The organism is Singulisphaera rosea, assembly GCF_054877945.1.
Genome location: NZ_JBTYIP020000007.1, coordinates 22,201 through 44,530, shown reverse-complemented (window position 1 = coordinate 44,530; position 22,330 = coordinate 22,201). Strand labels below are relative to the sequence as shown.

Below are 22,330 nucleotides of genomic sequence, written 5' to 3'. Positions count from 1 at the left end.
AACCTTCATTCTCGAAGGGGCGCGTTCGAAGTCTCGGGCGCCCACCAGATCGCGATGATGCCTAGGCCGTAGATCAACGAGCACAGGGCCCCCACGCGAGGGTAGTCTCCCCCGAGGGCGGCGAACAGCACGCCGGACAGGAGCACGCCGGCGGCGGTGCCGAAGCGTCCGGAGTTGTAGGCCAGGCCGCTGCCCGAGGCACGGACGCGCGTCGGGAACAGTTCGGGGAGGTAGAGGGCGAGCCACCCGAAGAACAGCGTGGCGACGAACCCTTGGGCAAACACGATCGGGTGGAACGACGGCTCCAACGGCGCCGAGAGCTGGAACATCGCCGCGGTGAGGGCGGTCGAGCCGATGCTGATCAAACAATAGCTCAGTCGTCGTCCGATCCAACTCGCCAGCTGCGCCCCCGCAACGCTGCCGAGGGTGGCGCCGAGGGCCCACCAGCCCTGGGTCGCGGCCTTGTAACCGGCGAGTGAAACGCCGGCGACCTTATCCGACCAGGGGATCATCCACTTGCTGGCCGCCCATGCGCCCATCATCGGGATGACGCTGATGACGATGCTCACCAGCGTATAGCGCAAAAGTCCCCCCTCGAACAGCTCACGGATCGGAGTCGCGGCGCGCTTGGCCTGACCACGCGAGGCCAACCACACGGGCGACTCCGGCAGCACGGCCAGGACCCCGAGCCCGAGGAGGGCCGGCGCCCCCGCGAGATGAAACAGCCAACGCCAGGACCCGGGCGTGATCGGCCAAACGCGGGCGACCTGGGAGAGCAGGAGGATTCCCACATTCAGGCCTGCCATCATGACGCCGGAGACGAGCGGTCGCGACGCGCCCGTCCAGCACTCGGAGACCAAGGTGATCCCGTTCGGCCACATCCCGCCGACGCCCAACCCGACGAGAAATCGCAAGATGAGCATCTGCTCCTGCGTCTGCGCCCAGGCCCCGAGCGCCGCGAAGACCGAGTAGAAGAGGATGCTCACGCCCATCGCTCGACTGCGACCGATCCGATCGCCCAGGTTCCCCAGGGTGATCCCCCCCACCGCGGCACCGAGCATCAAGGACGCGGTGAATCGGGCAAACCACTCGCCCCCGAGCGTCGGGGTGAACGACCCTCCGAGCAAGCTCTTCGAGATCGACAACGACGCGACCGGCATCAGCCCGAGCTCAAACCCATCGAAAGCGAGGCCCGCGAAAGAGACGAAGAGAACGACGAGACGGGTTCGGGGCGTCATCGAGGCCTCGGTCATGGTCTCGGCCTCCGGTAGACCTTGATGACGGCACTGTTGTCGAGGTCGCCCCATCCCTCGGCCTCGGCCTCCTCGAGGAGCCGTCGATGGGCGTCCGCGAACGGCAACGCGCGTCCCGAGGCGGCCCCGGCCTCGAGGATCAGTCGGAGGTCCTTCAGATGTTGCGAGAGCCTGGCCTGGACGCCGAAATCCCCCTCGACCATCTTCCGACCCTTGACGTCCATCGCACGCGAGTAAGCCATCGAGCCTTTCAAGACCTCGAGAGCCGCCGAGGGCTCGACTCCGATCGCCTCCGCGAATGCCAGGCCCTCCGCGAGCACCGCGCGGTTCACCCCGAGGACGAGGTTGGTCACCAACTTCATCTTCGCCGCGCTCCCCGATCCCCCGACGTAGAAGACGCTCCGTCCCAGGATCGGCCACAGGTCGGCACACGCGTCGAAGGCGTCGCGAGCGCCACCCACCATGACCGTCGCCTCGCCCCGCCTCGTCTGCTCGCTCGACCCCGAGATTGGCGCATCGAGGTAGGCGACCCCGAGCGCGGCCAGGCGATTCGCCATCGCGAGACTCTGATCAGGCTCGCCAGTCGTGGTGTCGATGAGGACTTGCCCCGCCCGAAGACCCTCCTGCAACTGATCGATGACGGCCTCGACGACGTCGCTCGAGTAGAGGCTGATGATTACTCGATCGCAATCCGCGATCGGGTTGTCGCTCCAGGTCGCCCCGAGCTCGAGCAGCGGTCCGGCCTTGTCCGGCGAACGGTTCCAGACTCTGACCCGATAGCCGTGTTCGAGCAGGCGCTCGGTCATGGCCGTCCCCATGAGGCCGAGGCCGGCCATGCCGACGGTCCTGGAGTCGCTCACGAAGCCGCCTCGTCGGATCCGCGTTTGAGGGCGGCCAACGCGGCGCGTTCGGGCCGATCCTTATAGAACGGGTCCAGGGGGTAGCAGCCGGAGACCATCCCGTTCCTGGGCGCGGTCGTGCAGTCGCTGAAGGTCCGGCAAATCTTCTTGCGGCTGAGCGGTTGGCCCGCCAGGACGTCCGCGGGCAGGTCGGGGTAGGAGAGGACCATCCTCCCGAGGCCGATGAAGTCGGCCCCTTCGTCTCGGACGACACGCTGGCCCACGTTCGGCAGCCACTCCTGGAGGTAGGAGTAACCCGACCCGACCACGATCGAATCCGGTCTGAGGGCCTTGAGCCGGGCCGTCGCCTCGATCTGCCGGGCAACTCCGACAAGCGGATCCTCGGGAGGTTGATACCCGTCTGACGGCGGGAAGAGGGCGGGTCGTTGGATGTGCGGGTTGTAGTAGGGGCTCCCGGCGGTCGAGCAGATCAGCTCGATCCCCAGTTTCTCGAGGATATCCAGGAAGGCGACGGGTTCGGTCAAATCGTAGTCGAGCCCGGTTCCGTCACCCCCGAAGGCATAGCGATAGGAGCCCGGAGATGACGAAGGAACGCCGACGCCGTCCATCCCCGGCTTATACGGCAGGAAGTCGAAGAGGCTCACGCGCACCCCGATCTCCAGCCCAGGCGCCTCGGCACGTATGCCCGAGACGATCTCCCTGAGGAACCGGGTCCGATTCTCGAGACTTCCGCCGAATCGGCCCGGACGATCGACGGCCGAGAGGAATTCATGGCCGAGATAACCGTGGCAGTGCTTGACGTCGACGAACGCGTAGCCGGCATCCAGGGTGAGCTTCGCGGCCTTGACGAAGTCGTCGATGAGCCGAGAGATCTCGTCGTCCGAGAAGAGCGGGGAGTCGTCGACGATCCCAAACTTCGCGTCGAGAAATGGATGGCGGTAGAGGGTTCGAGGTGCCAGCTTTTTATCAAACGGGCGAGAAAACCGCCCGGAGTGGGTTAGTTGGAGCCCGATCAGGAGGTCGTCGGTATTTCCGTGGCGTTCCTGATGCGCTTGCAGGAGAAGATCTCTCAAGCCGGCGATGTCCGCTTGCGTGTCGTGGTTCAAGACGAGCTGCTGCGGATTGGCGCGGCCGTCATGTCGGACGGCGACGGCCTCTCCACCCCAGATCAACTTGGCGCCGCTGTCGCCGAAGTTGCGCCAACGCCGCCGGGTCAGCTCCGAAGGATGGCCATCGTCGGTGCCGTCCCAGCCTTCCATCGGGAGAATACAGAAGCGGTTTCCGATGACACCTCGACGATGCAGGCAGGGGCGGGCGAGGGGGGAACGCTTACCCGTCTCGATCGTCTCGTCGAACGGGAGCGATATGCCCAGGCTCTGGACGTGTTCCAGAAAGTCATTAGGGGTCTTTAGCGTCGCGACGCGCGGGAATGCCATCGGTTAGTCCTCGAGCGGCAGTGCGAGCTGCCGGCCGATGTCGCGCAGGATCGCGAGGTCGCTCGACGGGCGGCCAGGGCTTTGGGGATGAGTTCGGTCGGTGCTGATCCAGCCTCGAAGGCGGAGGAACATCGCGGCGCTATGCTTGTAGGCAGGGACGGGCGCGCGGAACGCGAGAAATCCTAGATATTGGAGCACGTCGTTGAGCTCGTGGAAGGCCGGGTCACCCGCCTCCCAGTAGGCGTCACGTTTCGCGAAGAGGTCCGGGGCGAACGTGCTGAGCCCGAGCAAGTAATCGCTACCGTAGATCACCATGTCGATGGCGAGGTCGTTGCCCGTGAAGACGTGGAAATCAGGCCGGGTCGCGTCGCGGAGCTTCAGACGTTGCCATTCCAGCTCCCGGCGTAACGAGGAGTGCTTCGCCCCCATACACTGGCGGACGCCCATGAGTCCCCGGTACGCTTCGAGCGAGTAGATCCGCCCGAACGGCGCGAACATCGTCCCCAACTCGAAGGCAATGAACCGATCGCAGGCCTCGCCCAGCTTCGCATGGGCCGACACCACCTCGTCGTCGGGCAGGCCCGTGAGTCCGTACGAAGGGAAGATGACAGGAATCCCGCCGCGTTCCACGATGGGCGCCATCCGACCGAGGTAGGCATCCCGATCGAAACGGTCCTGAGGCGAGTCGCGTACGAAGGCACCGGCCACGAACGGCCGACCGCCGAGGACGTCCCGGGTTTGATCGAGGACCTGGATTCGTGTGTCGTCGTCGAGCAGGTTGACGTAACCGGTATCCATATTCACGGCCGGGGTCAGTCCCGCCTCGGCTGTCCTCAGGACATGGGCCCGGAAGCCCGGCCAGTCGATCCCACCTCCCGATTCAAACGGGAGGAGGATCGCCGACATCCCGGTAATCCGACGCCTGGGGACGATCATCGTCGCGGGGTCGATGGGCGGATTCATCGCCAGGGCGCTCCCGAATGGTCTGGGTACTTTGTTCGGACGGGTCATGACGAGCCGACGATCACCCCATCGACAAGATCCTGGACGTGGAGGCTCGGCCTCCGAACTCGACCCCGGACCCTGAATTGAGGAGCGAAGACGAAGCTTACCTCAGGAGCCAGGCCGAAAGGAAACCGGTGGCGAACGCGGCCCCGAGGGCCCCGATCGTTGCCAGGAGGGCCGCCTTCGGCTTCTGCTCGGCGAGTCCCGCCAGGGGCCGGAACCAACCCGGATAGACGGGACGCTTCGTCACGACCACGGGGGGCGACGGGAGCGAAGGTGCCGGAGCCTCATTCGCGGGCTTGGGGGGCGGGACCGGAGCCGGGGAGGGCTTCTTCGCTCTGGGACGAGTGAGCGAGAGCAGCGCCTCCGAGGCTTCGGCCGCGTTCTGGAACCGCTCATGGGGTTTGTGGGCGAGCAGTTTGTCGATGATCTGGACAAGGCTCGGGGGCAACCCGGGCATGACCTCGGAGATTGGGATCGGCCGTCCGTTGATTCGTTTCCCCAACCGCTCGATCGGGTTGTCCCCCGGGAACGGCAGCTTGCCGCTCATCATGTGGTACATCGAGCACCCGAGGCTATACAGGTCGCTGCGTCCATCGACGTCGCGCCCGCAGGCCTGTTCGGGGGACATGTAGTCGATCGTCCCGACCGCAATGCCATCGGCCGTGGCGAACGAGGTCTGCTCGTCGGCCTCCATCAAGACCCCGAGCCCGAGGTCGAGGACCTTGAGTTTCGAGTCGTCGGTCAGGAGAAGGTTCGACGGCTTGATGTCCCGATGGACGATCCCTTGCGCATGGGCATGGGCCAGCCCGAGCGCGGCCTGGGCCGCGTAGTTGATCATGTCGAGCGGCGGGATGGCCCCCTTGCGGAACTTCTGGCTCAAGCTCTCGCCGGCGACGAACTCCATGACGATGTACAGGATCTTGTTGATCTGATCGGCGTCATAGGCGCGGACGACGTTCGGGTGGTCGAGCCGGCCGACCAACTTCATCTCGCGCTGAAACCGCGCGACGACGCGGTCGTTGGTGGAGATCTCCGGCGCGATGATCTTGAGGGCGACGACTCGGTCCATCATCAGGTGGTGGGCCTTGTAGACCCGCCCCATCGACCCCGACCCGAGCCGATCGAGGATCGCGTAACGCCCCACCACCATCCCGTTCGATTTGTTGTTCAGGAACCGCTTCGTCTGATACTCGGTCAGGACCTTCTCGCGAACCAAACGCTCCGCAAGTGCCTGCGGATCATTGGGATACGTGCCGTTGAGGACTTTCGACTTGAGGTCTTCGAACTGACGATCGGTGAGGACGCCCGAGGCGCGAATGACCGGCAAGAGGTCGACGGGAATCCCCTCGGAGGGCTTCGATTTCTCGGACGTCGCCATGGCGTTTGACCCTGCGTTGTCGACATTCGCGTCGCGCGGACACGCTCGGCGCACCGATCGCATATCAGACCGACCATACCATACAGGGCATGCGATCTCAATTTCCTGTTGGTCTGTTCGTCATGATGCGACTTCGGCCGGTCTCACGGCCCCGATTTCGCGATTCCTTCGAGACGATTCGAGGGGCGGAGAACTCCATCCGGTTCAACCGCTTCGCGTTTGATCCGCAACATCCTATGATTGAGTGGAAGGTTGGCGTCGCAAGATGCCCCATTCCTAGGTTTCGAGGATCTCCGATGACAATTTCTTGGCGATCGGCGGCATTCGCGAGTCTCGTGGTGCTCGGGGCGGTCACATCCCCGATGGGCGGCATCGCCCAGGCCCAGTCGCGGTCCAGCTCGTACGTCCCGAACACGTACGCCGACTTCCCCTATAACCAGGGGAGCCTTTTCTATCGGCCCCAAGGCGCGAATGCATACACCCGGCCGCGGTCGGCCCCTCGACGCATGGCCGCACCCAGGGTCGTCACCCCGGCGCCCGGATATTATTATCCGCAAGCGCCTCAATATTATTACTACTATCCGCAAACCTACCGGGTCCGATGAACGGCAAGGGGGGGTAAACCTTCCCACCTCTCGGAGCAAACCGCCTTCGATTTCAAAGAATTTTGCGGCGAATGATCTCTGCAATTGAGTCCGGCGAACGCTCCAACCTAAAGGTCCTCCCTCGCCGGACCGTTCGTTCGCCCTGGGACAATCGAAGTCGAATCCCTCCCGGCGGCGCGGCGTGAGTCTCGGTCGGTCAGAACTCGATCCCCAACTGGGCTTTGATCCCGGCCTTGTACGGATGCTTGATCGGGACGATTTCGGAGACGAGGTCGGCCGCCTCGATGATGGCGGGCGGAGCGCCTCGCCCGGTCAGCACGACATGGAGCCGCGGATTCCTTGACTTCAACGTCTCGATGACGACTTGGGGCTCGAGGTAGCCGAGCTTCATGACGACGTTGATCTCGTCAAGGATCACGATGTCGTACTTGCCCGACTCGATCGCCTCCTTGCTGACCTCCCAGATCTTTAGGGTCGTGGCGATGTCTTGGGCGGGGTTTTTGGTGTCCCAGGTGAAGCCGTCGCCCATCGGGAGGATTTGGAGGTCGGGGGCGAGTCGGTCGGCCATCTTCTTCTCGCCGGTCTTCCACTTCCCCTTGATGTACTGGACCATGAAGACCTTGAACCCGCTCCCGAGGGCCCGGAAGGCAAGCCCGAGGGCGGCGGTCGTCTTCCCCTTGCCGTCCCCCGTGTTGACCAGGATCAGACCGTGCCGGCGCTTCGGGTCGGGCTTGGGGGGCTCGGGTGCGTCGCTCATCGAGTTTGGGCCCTCCTCGGGCCGGTCTGGATCTGTCGAGTGAGGGCGGGTGGGACCGCCGGGACTTTCTTCAGGAAAACGCCCGCGCGATCAGGAAGGCTGCGGTCGCCGCGAGTCCCCCGATCAGCGTGGTCTGGGCCGCACTGCGGTAGGGGCGCGTCCCGGTGAAACGCCCCTTGACATATCCAAAAATGAACAAGGCCAGCAAGGTAACCGCGACGGACGCACCGAGGGCCTGCGTGGCGGTCTCGCAGAGCATGTAGGGCAGGAGAGGGATGAGGCCCCCCGCGACGTAGGCACCGGCGATGGTGGACGCACTCGCCAGGGCTCGCTTGGGATCGGGTTCTTCGAGGCCGAGCTCGTATCGCATCATGAAGTCGACCCAGGCTTGCGGGTTGTCCCGGAAGGCCTGGAGGATCGGGGCGATGGCTTCGTCCGAGAGCCCGTAGGTTCGGAAGAGCTCGGCGACTTCCGCCAGCTCGACGTCGGGCATGGTCTCGACTTCTCGCCACTCGCGCTGCTTCTCGACGGCGTAATGTTCGGCGTCGCTCCTCGCGGCGAGGAATCCCCCGAGCCCCATGGCGATCGAGCCCGCGGCGACCTCCGCCAGGCCCGCGGTGACGATGATCCACGTCTCGTGGATCGTGCCCGATAGCCCCGCGGCGAGGGCAAACGGGACGGTCAGCCCGTCGGACATGCCGATGACGACGTCGCGGACGAATTCGCTTGACGTGAAATGGCGTTCGACATGATTGGTCATGGGCATCGTCGACATACCTCAAGCACCGGGTCCGTCACCACTCGCCACACGCCCGACGTGCGTCTCGTTCGAACCAGTTGTCGAGATAATAATGTTGCCCTTGCGACCAGGCCCACAAGCTGGCCAGGAGATAAGCGGGGATGAAGGCACCTCCCCACCGCTCGACCTGGCGGACGTGGGCCTGTTCATGCTCTCGGCACGCCTCGAGCGAATAGACATCACGACCGATGATCACATGACCCAACGTCATGGCTCCGAACCGGAATCGCCGCGCGAACCAGGTCGAAAACCCGCCGTAAAATTCGAGCGTCCCGATTCGGTACTGGACGTTCCCTCGAGTTGCCAGCGTCAATGCCCCCGCCGTCAGCCCGACGAGGGTCGTCGGGAAGGCCCAGGCGTAAGCCATGGAACGCAACCCCACGCGTTTCAGCCGGCTCGGAGTCGAAGCTCTCGGCATGGTCACGGCACGAGGCCCTCGAGTGGATGTTGAACCGATGGTCTCCACTCGAATCGAAACTCGGTCATCACGCAATAACCCGAGCCGAGACCAGGCCACGCAAAGAGTCGGCTCGATCTCATCCTGATCCGCCACGAGCCGAGGACGACCGTTGCCTGCGCGAGTCGAAGGGGAATCCTCCAGGCCGTGGCATCGAAGTTTTAACAAACGATCAATTGGTGTTGACCATTTTGTCGCGGCCGAGCAGCTTCGACGCGATCGTCCAGGTGCCCACCGCCGAAGTCGTCATCAGGAGGGCGAGCACCGCGAAGACGCAGATGTGCTCGAAGGTCGTTTGCGGCGAGTATTCACGGCCGAACAGTTCAACGCCCATGTGGTGTGCGAACAGGAGCATCATCGTAGTCCTTTGCAAGGCCATCCGACCACCCTCGGGATACGCCCCAAGGGTTGAAGCATTAAGCGTGTGGTGATTTTCGAGAACGATGGTCGCCCGCGTGCTCAAATCCATCGAACACGATGCTGAGAGCAGGGACGGCCGTGAAGGCGCCCGGGAGGGCATGAGACTCGTTGTCGAGTGTGGATAGGCAGCGGGACAACGACGAACCCTCACCTTCGGCAACCGGTCCGGGAGATTTGGTCTCTCCGGACACCCTGGCTGTCTCGCGACGGGTCGAAGGTTGGGTCGTCGTAGGGATGGGACGGATCGACTCGGAGCCAAACTCGGGCCAAAGAGACGCCCGGACTCCGAGCGAGTTCCGCGAAATCCCTCGATCGCCTCACCCTCGAAGGCGTCAGAGGACATGGAGATCCCGGTCAGGTCTTCTGGCTTATGGGCCGTCGTCGTGTTCGGCCTTCCCACCCGAGGTTTCGCGGGCAGTGGCCTGAACCGTGAACACGCCGTTCCCACTTACAGCGGCGGGGCCGCGCCGGATTGGAACCGGCTTCCCTTGGACCGGGACATTCGCACTCGGCCCGCACGCGGGAGGAGAACCCCTCGCACGCGGCCCGACCGCCTTATCATGGGTTCGGCTCCCGGCCAAAGTCAATGGCCAAAACCGAAGTCGTTCACTCGGCCTCGGCACTCGCCCCGTCGGGTTTACGGCCCGGAATCCGTTGGGGTAAAGTGCGTCCAGGACAACTCGAAGGCCGAGCGCGGCACGGAGGCGATTGGGATGGATTTCGGTTTGAGTCAGGAGCAGCAAGAGTGGCACGACTCCGCGACCAAGTTCGCCCGCGATCGGCTGATCGACGACCTGCTCGGCCGGGATGAGCGCCGAGAGTTCTGGCGTGAAGGCTGGCAACTCTGCGCCGAGTTCGGGATCCAGGGTCTCCCCATCCCCGTCGAATACGGCGGACGAGGCCAAGGTCTTCCGGTGACGATCGCGGCGATGGAGGGGCTCGGGTACGGCTGCCCCGACAACGGCCTGATCTTCGCGATGAACGCGTCGATGTGGACCAACTCGATCCCGATCCTCCGCTACGGCACCGAGGACCAGAAGCGTCGTTTCCTGCCCAGTCTCTGCGACGGGACCTTCGTCGGTGCCAACGGCGCCAGCGAGGTCGAGGCCGGCTCCGACATCTTCAGCATGACCGCTCGCGCGGAGCCTCGCGGCGATCGGTGGATCCTGAATGGTCGCAAGACCTGGGTGACGAGCGGTCCCGTGGCGGACCTCTTCGTCTGCTACGCGACGACCGATCCCGCCCGCGGCATCCTGGGCATCAGCGCGTTCATCATCCCTCGCGAGACCCCGGGTTTCCGGGTTGTCCGCGAGATCCCCAAGCTCGGCGTCCGGACCGTACCCATGGGCGAATTGGCGTTCGAAGACTGCGAGGTCCCGGCGGATAACCTCCTCGGTCGCGAAGGGCGCGGTGCCGAGGTGTTCAACTGCTCGATGGAATGGGAGCGAGGCGCGATCCTCGCCAGCACCCTCGGGACGATGCGACGCCAGCTCGAACGTTGCATCCAGCATGCGAAGCGCCGGAAGCAGTTCGGCAAGCCGATCGGGAAATTCCAGTCTGTCGCAAACAAAATCGTAGACATGTCGTTGCGCCTGGAGACTTGCCGCCCCCTCGTCTACAAGATCGGCTGGCTCAAGGCCCAGGGGAAGGACGCGACGCTCGAGGCCGCGATGGCCAAGCTTTACGTCTCGGACTGCTTCGTGAAGAACAGCCTCGACGCCGTGCAACTCTTCGGCGCGGCCGGGTTCGTCACCGAGAACGGGATCGAGCGGGACCTGCGCGACAGCATCGGGAGCACCATCTATTCGGGGACGAACGAGATTCAGCGGAACATCATCGCGCAGCACCTGATCCGTTGACGGACGAGGTCCGGAACTCCCTGGGAGGCTCGACTCGCGCCCTACTGGTAAGCGGGCGACCGCTCGGTTATGAAATAGCGATTCCCTGGTCATCACCAACGAGAATCGGTGCCCAGAAGTCCTTGGGAGGTCGAGCGCATGAATCCGAGTCGTCTGTTCGTGGCCAGTTGCATCTCGCTCGTGGCATCGGCCTTCTCGTTTGTCATCCGGCAAGATGTCTTGCCCGCGTGGGGGGTCACGTTCGGACTGAACGCCACGCAACTTGGCTTCATCGCCGGCCTGGCGTTCTGGGGCATGGCGGCCTCGATGGCGGTCGGCTCCTTCATCGTCGACACCCTCGGCATGAAGAACATGCTCGGCCTGGCTTTCCTTTGCCACCTCATCGGGACGATTCTCACGATCGGTTGCCCGTTCATCGCCGGACAGGGGGAATCGGCCTACTATCTCCTCTGCTTCGCCACATTCCTCGTGGGGAGCGGCAACGGTCTCGTCGAGATCGGGATTAACCCGCTCGCAGCCACGCTATACCCATCCGAGAAGACTCACCGGCTCAACGTACTCCATGCCTGGTGGCCGGGCGGCCTATTCCTCGGGGGTCTGCTCTCGGTTGGTATCACCACCGCCTTCGGCCTTGACTCCGGTTCGATCTCGAAAGAAGCGACGATGACCGGGTGGCAGATCAAAGTCGCTTTGATTTTGGTCCCGACCGTGATCTATGGTCTGCTTTTCCTGGTCCAAGAATTCCCGGTGACCGAACGGGTGGCCTCGGGTATCTCCCAAAAAGAGATGCTCTCACAGTCGGCTCGGCCCATGTTCTTGCTGTGGGCGTTTTGCATGCTTCTCACGGCGTCGACCGAGCTCGCTCCGCAGGGGATGCAAAGCCTCGTCCTCGAGAAGACGGCCGGCATCAACGGGACGTACGTCTTGATGGGCACCAGCGCCATCATGTTCACACTAAGGCACTTCGCCGGCCCGATCGCCCACCGACTGTCACCGGTCGGCATGCTCACAGGGTCTTCGATCCTGTCGGCGATCGGCCTCTATGCCCTAAGCTTCGCCTATGACACCACGACCGTAGTCATCGCCGCGACGATCTATGGCCTCGGTATCGTCTACTTCTGGCCGACAATGCTGGGGGTCACGGCCGAGCGGTTCCCGCGCGGTGGGGCCTTCCTGCTTGGCTTGATGGGCTGCGTCGGCAACGTCGCGATCGGCGTTGTCTCTCCGCTCATGGGAAACATCAACGACAACATCACCTACAACACCCTCCCACCCGCCCTCCAGAAGAGCGTGGTCGTCGACAAGGTGGTCAGTGTCGACAAGGTCAAGGCTCTTCCAAAGGACCAGCAGGACGTCGTCCTCAAGGCCCAGAGTGAAGGGGCCAAGTGGTCCTTCCGTTATGTTTCCGCACTTCCGGTCGTGCTAGTCGTCATCTTCGGCGCCATCGCCCTGAGTGACAAAGCGAGAGGCGGCTACAAACCCGAGGTCCTCACCGGGAAGAAGTTCTCGTCGGCCGAGTTGGCGTCGGACTTCTAGCTCTATTTCAAGCTGCGTGTCCACACCGAGCCCACGGTGCTAAACACCGTGGGCTTCTTCGTGTGTGTCGACGAACGTTCACTATCTTCCGTCGTCACCCTTTGGTGAAAATCGAAACCGGTGACGGCCCGGAGATCCCCGCCGGGCCTTTGGGTTTTGTCCTCGAATGGGGGAGACCTTCAAAGATTCCCCCTCGCCTCGGGTTCCAACGAAATTGAGACTGATCGTGGAAATGCCAGCCGACGCTCGCTCGTCCATTCTTCCCGCCTCGCTCACCTCGGCCCTGTCCACGCCCGCGCTCGAGCGCAAGAGCTGGACCAAGACGATCGCACCGACGTATATCGGAATGTTCCTCTGGGTGGTCTACTTCGACCAACTGGGGAGACGGACTCTCGCGGTGGGGGGACTCGGGTGGTCCGTCCTCGGGGCCGCCGCCGGGGGGTTGCTCTGCTTCCTCCTGCTCTATCTCGTCCCGGCGACCTGGGGCCAAAGAACCGGCCGAGGCTTGCTGGTCCTCGGCGGGAGCACCTTCGGGGCGAGGGGGACGGTCTGGTTGACCGGAGTGCTCGTCGGCCTGGTCCAGCTCGTCTGGATCGCGGTGTCGACCTTTTATGCCACCGATTGGACGCTCCAGGGTTTGAACTCGCTCGGATTCCTCAGCCCCCGCTCGATCCGGCCCTGGGACCTCGGGAGCCTGCGAGTCCAGAGCCCGCTCTTCCTGGTGACCTCGCTGACCTGGGTCTACGCCGCCGCTCTCGTTGGCAACTACCTCGTCCGAGTGATCGCGGCCCTAATGAACATCTACCCGATCTTCTCGGCGTTGATGCTCGCCGTCGCCGTCATCGTGACGATCGGCGGCGTCCGCGATTTCCAACCGCTGTCGATCGACCCGAGCACGTCCGAGCCGGTCCGCAATGGCGCGGCGAAAGCCTTCCTGATGATGATCCAGATGATCTTCGGCTACTTCGCCTATGCGGGGGCGTCGGCGGCCGACTGGGGGACGGTGACGCGCTCGCAGAAGGACGTTCGCGTCGGTGGCCTGGTCGGCGTGGCATTCGCATCGACGATCGTTGCCACATTGGCGCTGTTAGTCGTCGCGGGCGCCCTGGGCAAGTTCCCCGCGCCGAGCGGATTGTCGGGAGCCGCTGGGGTCGGAAACTTCAGCGTCCGGGTTGCCCTCCTCCTCGGAGTCGGCGGAAATCTTTGCGGCGTGATCCTCCTGGTGATCGGGCTCGCCGCGCTGGCCCCTTCGGTCTTCGCCTGCCACGTCTTGGGCCAACGCCTGTCAGCCGTATGGTCGGGGCTCTCGAAACTCCAGTGGAGCCTGCTCGGCGCCGCGATCGCGTGGGTTTTCGTCGCGATCGGCCTACCGATCCGACTCGAGGGCCTCTTCACGATCATGGGGGCCCTGTTCGCTCCGATGGTCGGAGCCCTCGCCGGCGACTTCGTCCGATCGCGAGGGAACTGGTCGGGGATCCGGTGCGGGATCAATCCGGCGGGTCTAATCGCCTGGGTCATCGGAGTCTTGATCGGCTTGATCCCCCTGTCAGCTCCGCTCTGGAGGAATCCCGATCTGATTGAACGCTTTCAACCCGCCTCGCTGTTTGCCTTCATCGCGGCCTTCCTCGTCTATCTCCTGCTCGCGGCGCGCGGGCTGGAGCCCGAAGTCGTTGCTTTCCCCCCGCCACCCCTCCCTGCCGAGACGTTCTGAGCCCGTTGGAGCCCCAAGGTTGAAGGACCTGGCGCGTCGGGTGCATAATCTTTGAAACATTCTCGGCCCCACGTGCAGGCCGATCGCGAACCTCCGGCCCTCGGGAACTTCATGGCGGACGCCCCCGTCCCTTCGACTTCGGTGCGCTCCCGCACGTTCGCGGCCCTCGACAATCCCGACTATCGCCGCTACTACATCGGGCAGGGGATCAGCCTCATCGGCACCTGGCTCCAGGCCGCGGCGGTCAACTGGCTCGTCTTCGAGCGGACCAACTCGGAATCGTGGCTCGGTATTGTCGCCGCCGTGAGCCTCCTCCCGGGCCTGCTCGTCGGACTCATCGCCGGAGAATTCGCCGACCGATTCGCCCCTCGCAAGATGATCCTGGTCATGGAAGTCGGCCAGATGGCGCTCGCGTTCGCCCTCGCCGCGCTCGTGGGTTTCGACATCATCGAGGTCCCGATCCTGATCTTGATCCTGGCCCTGACGCGGATCTGCGTCACCTTCGAGATGCCGAGTCGCCAGGTCTTTCTGTTCGAGATCGTAGGCCGAGCCGACCTGACGAACGCGATCGCGCTGAACTCGGGGCTCTTCAATGCCTCGCGCGTGCTCGGGCCGGCCCTCGCAGGGTTCTTCTACGCGAGCTTCGGTCCCACCACCTGCTTCGTGATCAACGGCGCGAGCTATCTCGGGGCGCTCGCGGCCCTGTTGATGATCAGCGGCGGGCACACTCGGGCTGCCGCGGGGAACAAGGGACCGGGAACCGGGTTCGGCGGGATCGCGTACCTGTGGCACGACCGCAAGATCGCGATGCACTTCCTCCTCATGGCGTTCTTCGGTGTTGTCGGAATGGGCTTCGACGCCATGATCCCGGCTTATGCGCGACGGGTCGTCCAGACGGACGTCGTCGGTTACAGCGTCATCCTCGCCTGTAGCGGGATCGGTGCGACCCTGGGAGCCTTGCTGGTCGCCTCGCTCGGGGGCATCAAGCGTAAGGAGGGGCTCGTCCTGGCCGGGCTCGTCCTCTTCGGTGGATCGCTCGCCGCGGCGGCCGTTCTACCCCCGCTGGCCGGCTCCGTCCTTGAGGGTAAAGGACGGCTCGCGGTGGCTTCCGCGTGCGTCCTAGGCGTGGGCTTCGGCGCGGTGCTCTTCTACGCGGCGACTCAAACCTTGATTCAGTTGACCGTGCCCGACCACCTTCGCGGTCGGGTTATGGGAATCTGGATGATCGTCTACTCGGGCTCGGTGCCGCTCGGCTCGCTCTGGACCGGTCGGCTCGCATCGAGCTTCGGTGTGACCACCGCCATGGTCATCTCGGCAACGCTGTGCCTGATCGTGGCGCTCGTGGGGATCTTCTCGAAGAATCTCTTCCACGAAGAGAGGCGGGCCGAGCCACCGGGCGAGTGAATCCCGGCAGGCACGCCGGACCGGATCGAACAAGGCGGTCAACCGGAACGGCGTGTGTCGATTCGGCGTGTGGGAAGCCTTGCCGCTTCGATCGTTCAGGGAGCCGACTTCGCGGTCTTCATGACCCGCCCGACAGCCCCGATGATGTCCTCCTCGATCGACTCCGCCCAGCTCGTAGGATGGCCATAATAGATCATCGAGGTCGCCCCCTCGTAGCCTCCCTCCTTCAGGACGCGCAACGAAGGCATGTAGGCGCAAACATCATTGCAGTAAGCCGAGACCCACGTCTTCGACGAGCCGAGGTTCCGCTTGATTCGGAGTGAGTAGTCGACGACGACCTCTCCGCCGAGGAAGACCCAGCTCAGGTCGCCGAGGATCCACGCCTGGACCGGATATGGGTAGTCCTTGGACAGCGAGCCTTGCGACTCGATCGTCTTGAGGAGCGCCTTGGCCCGATTGGCGATGTAAAAGTCCGAGGCCTTCGCGTCCCGCTCGATCTGGTCGCGGCTGGGGAGAGTCCCGAAGGCGATGGCAACCTCGGTATCCGCGGCCCGTAGCGGGGTCGTGATCGGCCGCATTGGCGTTTTCAAGACGTGCTCAACACTCTCCGCAAGCTGCGTCCCGTAGGCCTCGGCGAGTTCGACCGTGCGACGAGGCAAGGGGTTTTGATCGGCACCGCAGCCAGCGACGAACATCGCCTGGGCGCCCGGATGACTCGCCTCGAGTGCGAGTTGGGCGAAGCCGGCGTAGTCGCCGCAGAACTGGTAGAACGACAGGACCGTGCAATGGCATGCGTATCCGAAGACGATCGCCTTCGCCCGGCCGTCTTTCCCATTCAGTCGGAGGACCGGGACGTCGTGGTCGATGGGCCCTTGGAGGGCCACATTCTCCCTGAGGGCGGGGACGTCGGGCTCCTTGTTGTTCCGACGGTTCACGGCGAAGTCCGCCTGGCCGTTCCCCCAGGCGAGCGTGACCGGTTCGAGGTTCGCCGCCGCCTTGACGACCGTGTCGACGACGGCCTCTTCGAAGACCTTGGCGTAGTCGTCGACACGCTTGAGCTGCTCGTCATCGAGTCGGAACATCGTCCGCAGATTGTTGCCGACCACGGGCCCGCAGTGGGTATGCGAGCATGCGATGACGACTCGCTCTCGGCTAAGCCCCAGCTTTGCCTTGAGCGTGTCCCGGATCCGGACCGAGAGGTCGCGACCGATCCCGCAGATGTCGACCGTCACGAGCGCGGCCTTGCCGCCTGCCGGATCATCGAGCACGAGCGCCTTGGCCCAAAGGTCGTGGACCTTCCCTTCGGAAGGGTGGTCGCGCGATCCGTAGCCGGCCATCCACACCGGCGTCTTCGGCGTGATCGCCACGCGAGCGGTCCCCGCCCGCCAACCTCGCCCCTCCTCGGCTCGCGCGGGGAGCGGAGAAAGGACCCCAACGCCCGCGACCAGCATCAGGGAGAAAAGGCTTCGGAAGTGCTCTCGGATCATCGCACGGTTCCCTCAGATGTTCGCGTTCAGGTGCCGCCCGCCAGGCTCGTGAGGACGGAGATATACGGCAGCAGGACGGCCAGGATGATGAAGAGGACGATCCCCCCCATGATGACAAGGAGGACGGGCTGGACCAGTTGGCCCATATTCTTGACCATGTAAGCGACTTGTTCCTCGTAGTCGTCGGCGAGCTTCTCGAGAGACTCGGGGAGCTTGCCGGTCTCTTCTCCGGAGTTGATGATTGCGATCACGTCGGGGCCGAAGCGATTCGAGGCCTGCAATGCCACGCTCAGCTCTTCGCCATTGACGACGGTGGTGCGTGCCCTGCGGACCGCGTTGCGGAAGGGGTCCAGCCGCATGACCTCGGCGGTGAGGTCGAGGGAGGTCCCGACATCCACGCCCGCCCCAAGCAGCGCCGAGAGGGTGCGTGCCAGGCGAGTCGTATCGATCTTTTGCAAGAGCGACCCGAGCACGGGGACCCACAATGACGCCTCGTCCATCAGGCTCTTCCCACGCTTCGTCTTGTACATCCGAAGGGCGAGGAACGGCACGGCGACGAAGGAGAGCGGGGCAAGCCACCAACCGATCCAGCCCATGAAGCTGCTGAAGGCCATCAGCACGCGGCTCGGGAGCGGGAGCGTGGTCCCCTTGGCGATGTCCTTGAGGAGTTCGATAAAGATCGGGAGTAGGTAGATCGTGATCAGCGCGATGGCGCCCGAGGCCACGATCAGCACGATGATCGGATAGATCATCGCCGAGCGTGCCTGTCGGATCAGGCTCTGGCGTGATTCGTATTGGTGGGCCAAGGATTGGAGTGTCTCGGGCACCCCGCCCCGAGCCTCGGCCACCTTGATCATGTTCACGAAGAGCCGGTCGAAGGCCTGGGGCTCCTTCGCCACCACCTCAGCCAGCGAATCCCCGCGCCGGACGCCAAGGGTCATGCGGCCGATCACGGGACCGAGGGCCGTGCGGCCGAATTGCTTCTCCAGGCTGGACAGGGCCTTGACGATGTCGAAGCCTGCGTTCAAATACGACGCGAACTGCCGACAGAACCTCGCGAGATGGCCCGACCCGACCTGGCCGAACACGATGCGCTCCCACCAAGTCGGGCCTCCGCTGGACGGCTCCGGTTTCGGGTCGGTGGTTGAACGGGATTTCGCGGCGGCTCCGGGCCCTGAACCCGAGCCCGCGTTCGAGCCTGGTCGCGCCCCCTGGCCTTTCTTCGGACTCGGTTGCCAGGTGTTCATGCCCGGTTCGAGCTCGGGGTCCACAGGATGCGCCGGTTTCTTCGGCCTGCGTGGCGGCAGGGAGTCGTCAGGAACTCGACTCATTGGAGAGCACTCCCCGCCGGGTCTTCATCCCGGACGGATTCGTTGAAAAGACCGATCGACACCAAGCATCTCGACGGAGAGGCACCGCCCACCGGAATCTCGCAGGGTGGGCACCGTTCACCGGCATTTCAATGCCTCGGTGGGCGGTGCCCACCCTACGTCACCAATTTCATTATCCGAGGCCTGTTCGCCGTATGCAACGCACGGCCTTCGATTTCTCGACAAATGTACGAGGTGTGTCGCCTCGAACCGGATTGTCCCGAATTCGGGGATCGTATGATGACGACGTCCCCAACCCGGGAACCCGAATCCTCGGAGAATCCGCCGTAAAACACACGCATGAAAACTCAATAATTTGATCTTGACTACCATTCGTCCAGCTCCGGACGCTTGCCTGGCCAGGGTCGATTTCGTATGAACGTCGGTACGGCCTGGGAGGAATCGGCGATCGCCGGATTCCGCGGACCTAGAGGGGGATTGGATGTCGCAACTCGAAGACTCACCGAACATCGCGGTCGCCGACGAGCCCGAGAGCCGGCCTGGAGGGATCCCGCTCTATATCTGGGTGATCGCGGCCGTCATCATCGCGATCCCGGTCGGGATCTACTGGGGAGACGGGGCCAAGCGATTTGACCTGCTCGCGGAATTGATCATCCGCGCCATCCGGGCCCTGGCCGCGCCGCTCGTCGTCCTGGCGATCCTCAGCGCGATCGTCTCGAACGACATCCGAGGCCGCCAGAGCACTCTGATGATGGTCTACTACCTCATCAACACACTCGTCGCGATGGGCTTCGGCCTCCTGCTGACGAATCTCATCCGGCCAGGTGTCGGCGCCGAGCTCATCGACCTCGCGAATCCGCCCCCCGCACTCCCGAAAAAAGATGTCTCCGCGCTCCTGATCGAGCTCATCCCCAAGAGCGTGGGCGACGCATTCGCTCAGAACAACCTGGCCCAACTCGTCCTCCTGACCCTGGCGCTGGCCGTCGGGCTCGTGAAGATCCGCAATGAGCAGCAGGCGCGGGGTGAGACGAGCTTCAAAGTGGCCGTGGACCTCTTGAATCTCGGCTTCGAACTGATGATGCGCGTCCTGCTGTGGGTCGTGGCCCTCGTGCCGCTCGCCGTGTTCGGGGTCGTCGCGTCGAGCGTCGGCCAGAAGGAGGGCCTCAAGGTCTTCCAGTCGCTGATCTGGCTGATCGGCGTCGTCCTGGCGGGATTGAGTTGCCAGGTCCTCTGGTATCTCGTCGTGATGGCGATCTTCGGCAGGATGTCCCCCTTGAGGTTCCTGAAAGGGGCGACCGACGTGATGGCGAGCACCTTCAGCACCGCCAGCACCGCGGCGACAATCCCGATCACGCTCCGCGCCCTGACGGGTCGACTCGGGGTCTCCAAAGAATCGAGCCAGTTGGCGGCGTGTATCGGGACCAACTTCAACAACGACGGCACCGCGCTCTACCAGGCCACGGCCGTCCTGTTCATGGCCCAGGCCCTCGGGTTCCAGCTCGGATGGACCGACCAGCTCATCATCGTCTTGACGACCCTGGTCGCGAGCGTCGGAGCAGGGGGGATCCCCTCGGGGAGTTTCGTCACCCTCCCACTGATCTTCGCGGCCGTGGGACTTCCCGCCGATAAGATCCCGGTCCTGCTGACGATCGACTGGTTCCTCGACCGTTGCCGGACGACTTCGAACGTCCTCGGCGACATGACCGTGGCCGTGCTACTCGATCGTACGGCAATCCCCGCCAAAGCTTTGCAGGCTGAGTTGCTCGCGACCGAGACCTGAGTCCGCACGATCATCATCAGGTGGTCGAAACCGCCACGCTCGCGACCCGGTGGATTTCCACCGGGTCGGGGTGACTTTAGGAACTCGACGCGGCGAGAAGGGAGGCGGTATCTTCAGCCGAAGCGAACCCGCGATTCGCCAGGTTCTCGAGGATGTCCGAGAAAAGGTGGAATGCGGGGGGCACTTCGTGGTCGGGAGGGAACCAGTTCAACTGCCGGAGATGGTCAAGTCCCGTGACGGGCAAAGGCTCCCCGAACGCCAGGGCCGACTCGACCGATACCAAACCGTCGTTGGGCCCTTCTAGCTCGGCGAGAGCCGCGTGCAAGCGACGGAGTGGCCAGCAAACCTGGTCGTGATCCGGTTGCCCCGCGACGCTGAAGCAGGCGATGTGCGAAGGGATATCCGCGTGTCGATGAAACGCCCGAGCGGAACGCCTGGTGATATCCAGGAAACCTCGGTGGTCGACCCCGAGCCCTCGGAGCTGTTCGTAGATCCTGCCGAGACGGAGTTTGGCGAAGTCCGCGAGCGCCGAGCCGAGGTGGGGCGAGCCGACGGTCGTCAGGCTCAAAACTCGCGAGTTCCAGGCCGGGTCGGACAGTAGCCAACGCGCATCGAGCCCTCCCGAGCTGTGGCCGATGATGTGGACCGGCTCGTTGGGAAAGGCCTCGAGGATCTCTTCTCCGAGCCGGCGAGCTCGGAGGTCGAGGCCCGCGATCGGAGGGACCGTCGTCACCAGGACTCGGTTCCCCGACGCTCGAAGGTATTCCGGCAACCCACGGAAGTAGGTTGTCAGCGTTAGGCGCCCGAGCGCGATCTGCTTGAAGCCGAAGAGCCCATGCGCCAGGACGATCGGTGAATGAAGCTTGGGACACATAGCCAGAGACGATCCCGGGGGGCGTCACGGTCCTCCCTGGTCTCCGAGACGCGCCATACTCGACCCGCCCAGCACCCCTCCTTGGCCATCTTACGATTGATTATATCCTACGCGTCGGATCATCGCGAAGAATCGGCCAAGTTGCCTTCGATTTTTACCTTTTTACCTCAAGTTGTATCGCGAGCAGCTCGCGATACAACTTGAGGTAACGATCGACCACCACAGGCAACGCATATTCATCCTCGATTCGACGTCGGGCCGCATCACCGAGTTGTTTGGCACGACTCCGGTTCTCGAGGACTTCGATCAACGCGTCCGTCCACTCCTGCGGACGATCGGGTTCCACGAGGATTCCCACACCGTCCTTCAGGAGGTCGGTGTTTCCCCCGATGTTGGTCGCGAGACACGGGAGCCCGGTGGACATCGCTTCGAGCAGGGAGTTGCTCATCCCCTCCGCCACGCTGGGCAAGACGAAGACATCCGCCGCACGCAAGGCGTCCGCCGGGTCGGGGAGTGCTCCCGTGAACTGGACTCGACCCGAGATCCCGAGCGCTTGAACCTTTGCGGTGAGCCGGTCACGCTCCGGGCCTTGTCCGATCAGGATCAGATTCGCCGTCGTACGCGACGCGACTTGCGGCCAGGCCTCGAGGAGCACGTCGAGGTTCTTCTGGGGATGGAGACGTCCCGTGAAGACGACCCTGGGGCGTGGGAGGAGATCCTTCTCGAGGGCACTTGTCCCCGGCCGGAAGTGCTCGGCGTCGACCCCGCTGGCGGTTCGAGTCATTTTCTCGGAAGAGACCCCGAGTCCTCGCCACTGGCGTTCGATGTCTTCCGAGATCGCGGCAAAGCTCGAGTTGAGGAGGATGGCGCGTCGGAGCAGTGGGAAACCGCGCGTCCGAGCAAGTTCCTCGGCCTCGCCATAGTATCCCGAGCTGGCCGGTTGGACGAGCGTGGGCGCCCCCCGGAGCCAGGTCCGTCCCAGGCCCGTCGCCACCGCTTCCCACAAGGCCTGGTGCGTGTGGACCACGTCGTAGTGGGGTCGGAGCGTCCTGAGCGCCCGGATCACGCCAAGGACGAAGCTGATCGCGAAGAGCGGCCCCGTCTTCGACGTGCGGACCCAACGGTGGACCTGAATTCCTCGCACATCCTCATCGCGAGGCAGGCCCGGCACCGCGTGCGTCACGACGTGGACGGAATGCCCCCGCCGCACCAACTCTATCCCCTGTGCCAACGCCTGCCGCTCGGCGCCGCTTTCAAGCGGGTGAAAGTAGCTGACCACATAACAAACCCTCGGCGTAACCTCTAAACTCACTTGGGATTTGGCTCTGGATATGCGCCATTCCAGCCACGGATTGGACACGGATGAAACACGGAT

Annotated in this window: 19 protein-coding genes and 1 riboswitch; of the genes, 6 read left to right on the top strand and 13 right to left on the bottom strand. The window is 64.0% G+C overall.

The annotated features are described in order from the left end of the window. Window positions 1–5 precede the first annotated feature (5 nt). From ACYOEI_RS14635 to ACYOEI_RS14615, 5 genes are all read right to left on the bottom strand, one after another. Complete coding sequence (locus tag ACYOEI_RS14635; protein WP_462850251.1) at window positions 6–1,253, bottom strand: MFS transporter; 1,248 nt, start codon at window positions 1,251–1,253, stop codon at window positions 6–8. After that, on the bottom strand, window positions 1,250–2,113 hold the full coding sequence (locus ACYOEI_RS14630; RefSeq protein ID WP_462850250.1) for an NAD(P)-dependent oxidoreductase: 864 nt from the start codon (window positions 2,111–2,113) through the stop codon (window positions 1,250–1,252). The genes ACYOEI_RS14635 and ACYOEI_RS14630 overlap by 4 nt, the downstream gene beginning before the upstream one ends. Further along, a complete protein-coding gene (locus tag ACYOEI_RS14625) occupies window positions 2,110–3,549 on the bottom strand; it encodes an oxidoreductase (protein WP_462850249.1) in 1,440 nt (479 codons plus the stop codon). Before ACYOEI_RS14625 ends, ACYOEI_RS14630 begins: the two co-directional genes overlap by 4 nt. A 3-nt stretch (window positions 3,550–3,552) precedes the next feature. After that, complete coding sequence (locus ACYOEI_RS14620) at window positions 3,553–4,512, bottom strand: dihydrodipicolinate synthase family protein (protein WP_462850248.1); 960 nt, start codon at window positions 4,510–4,512, stop codon at window positions 3,553–3,555. Between the two features lie 145 nt (window positions 4,513–4,657). Beyond that, window positions 4,658–5,935 (bottom strand): serine/threonine protein kinase, encoded by a 1,278-nt coding sequence (locus ACYOEI_RS14615; protein WP_462850247.1) that lies wholly within the window; start codon window positions 5,933–5,935, stop codon window positions 4,658–4,660. 296 nt (window positions 5,936–6,231) lie between these two features. Here ACYOEI_RS14615 and ACYOEI_RS14610 point away from each other — a divergent pair, with 296 nt between their 5' ends. Further along, window positions 6,232–6,540, top strand: a complete 309-nt coding sequence (locus ACYOEI_RS14610) for a hypothetical protein (RefSeq protein ID WP_462850246.1) — start codon at window positions 6,232–6,234, stop codon at window positions 6,538–6,540. A 196-nt stretch (window positions 6,541–6,736) separates the two neighbouring features. Here ACYOEI_RS14610 and cobO read toward each other — a convergent pair whose 3' ends face one another. The 4 genes from cobO to ACYOEI_RS14590 form a co-directional block, all read right to left on the bottom strand. Continuing rightward, complete coding sequence (gene cobO, locus ACYOEI_RS14605) at window positions 6,737–7,297, bottom strand: cob(I)yrinic acid a,c-diamide adenosyltransferase (protein WP_462850245.1); 561 nt, start codon at window positions 7,295–7,297, stop codon at window positions 6,737–6,739. A gap of 70 nt (window positions 7,298–7,367) precedes the next feature. Further along, a complete protein-coding gene (locus tag ACYOEI_RS14600) occupies window positions 7,368–8,063 on the bottom strand; it encodes a VIT1/CCC1 transporter family protein (RefSeq protein ID WP_462850244.1) in 696 nt (231 codons plus the stop codon). Window positions 8,064–8,091: 28 nt separating this feature from the next. Then, on the bottom strand, window positions 8,092–8,463 hold the full coding sequence (locus ACYOEI_RS14595; RefSeq protein ID WP_462850243.1) for a hypothetical protein: 372 nt from the start codon (window positions 8,461–8,463) through the stop codon (window positions 8,092–8,094). Between the two features lie 262 nt (window positions 8,464–8,725). Further along, window positions 8,726–8,911, bottom strand: a complete 186-nt coding sequence (locus ACYOEI_RS14590; RefSeq protein WP_462850242.1) for a hypothetical protein — start codon at window positions 8,909–8,911, stop codon at window positions 8,726–8,728. A gap of 398 nt (window positions 8,912–9,309) precedes the next feature. Then, a riboswitch (cobalamin riboswitch) is annotated at window positions 9,310–9,485 on the bottom strand. A 201-nt stretch (window positions 9,486–9,686) separates the two neighbouring features. Between ACYOEI_RS14590 and ACYOEI_RS14585 the strand changes: the two genes are divergently transcribed. From ACYOEI_RS14585 to ACYOEI_RS14570, 4 genes are all read left to right on the top strand, one after another. Next, window positions 9,687–10,832: an acyl-CoA dehydrogenase family protein gene (locus ACYOEI_RS14585; protein ID WP_462850241.1), complete on the top strand. Its 1,146-nt coding sequence runs from the start codon at window positions 9,687–9,689 to the stop codon at window positions 10,830–10,832. 138 nt (window positions 10,833–10,970) lie between these two features. Further along, window positions 10,971–12,368: an MFS transporter gene (locus tag ACYOEI_RS14580; protein ID WP_462850240.1), complete on the top strand. Its 1,398-nt coding sequence runs from the start codon at window positions 10,971–10,973 to the stop codon at window positions 12,366–12,368. Window positions 12,369–12,600: 232 nt separating this feature from the next. Continuing rightward, the gene (locus ACYOEI_RS14575) at window positions 12,601–14,079 is read left to right on the top strand and encodes a purine-cytosine permease family protein (protein ID WP_462850239.1); all 1,479 of its coding nucleotides are present in this window, start codon (window positions 12,601–12,603) and stop codon (window positions 14,077–14,079) included. A 51-nt stretch (window positions 14,080–14,130) separates the two neighbouring features. Next, entirely contained in the window at window positions 14,131–15,483 is a 1,353-nt protein-coding gene (locus ACYOEI_RS14570; protein ID WP_462850238.1) for an MFS transporter, read from the top strand. A gap of 95 nt (window positions 15,484–15,578) precedes the next feature. Here ACYOEI_RS14570 and ACYOEI_RS14565 read toward each other — a convergent pair whose 3' ends face one another. Continuing rightward, on the bottom strand, window positions 15,579–16,970 hold the full coding sequence (locus ACYOEI_RS14565; protein ID WP_462850237.1) for a neutral/alkaline non-lysosomal ceramidase N-terminal domain-containing protein: 1,392 nt from the start codon (window positions 16,968–16,970) through the stop codon (window positions 15,579–15,581). Window positions 16,971–16,996: 26 nt separating this feature from the next. Then, window positions 16,997–18,301 (bottom strand): type II secretion system F family protein, encoded by a 1,305-nt coding sequence (locus ACYOEI_RS14560; protein ID WP_462850236.1) that lies wholly within the window; start codon window positions 18,299–18,301, stop codon window positions 16,997–16,999. Window positions 18,302–18,782: 481 nt separating this feature from the next. Here ACYOEI_RS14560 and ACYOEI_RS14555 point away from each other — a divergent pair, with 481 nt between their 5' ends. Then, window positions 18,783–20,081 (top strand): dicarboxylate/amino acid:cation symporter, encoded by a 1,299-nt coding sequence (locus tag ACYOEI_RS14555; RefSeq protein ID WP_462850235.1) that lies wholly within the window; start codon window positions 18,783–18,785, stop codon window positions 20,079–20,081. Between the two features lie 76 nt (window positions 20,082–20,157). On the opposite strand, the gene ACYOEI_RS14550 is transcribed toward ACYOEI_RS14555, so the two are convergent. Then, window positions 20,158–20,955 carry an esterase/lipase family protein gene (locus ACYOEI_RS14550; protein ID WP_462850234.1) on the bottom strand — a complete coding sequence of 266 codons (798 nt, stop codon included), beginning with the start codon at window positions 20,953–20,955 and terminating at the stop codon, window positions 20,158–20,160. A 154-nt stretch (window positions 20,956–21,109) separates the two neighbouring features. Next, window positions 21,110–22,234 carry a glycosyltransferase family 4 protein gene (locus tag ACYOEI_RS14545; RefSeq protein WP_462850233.1) on the bottom strand — a complete coding sequence of 375 codons (1,125 nt, stop codon included), beginning with the start codon at window positions 22,232–22,234 and terminating at the stop codon, window positions 21,110–21,112. Between the last annotated feature and the right edge of the window lie 96 nt (window positions 22,235–22,330).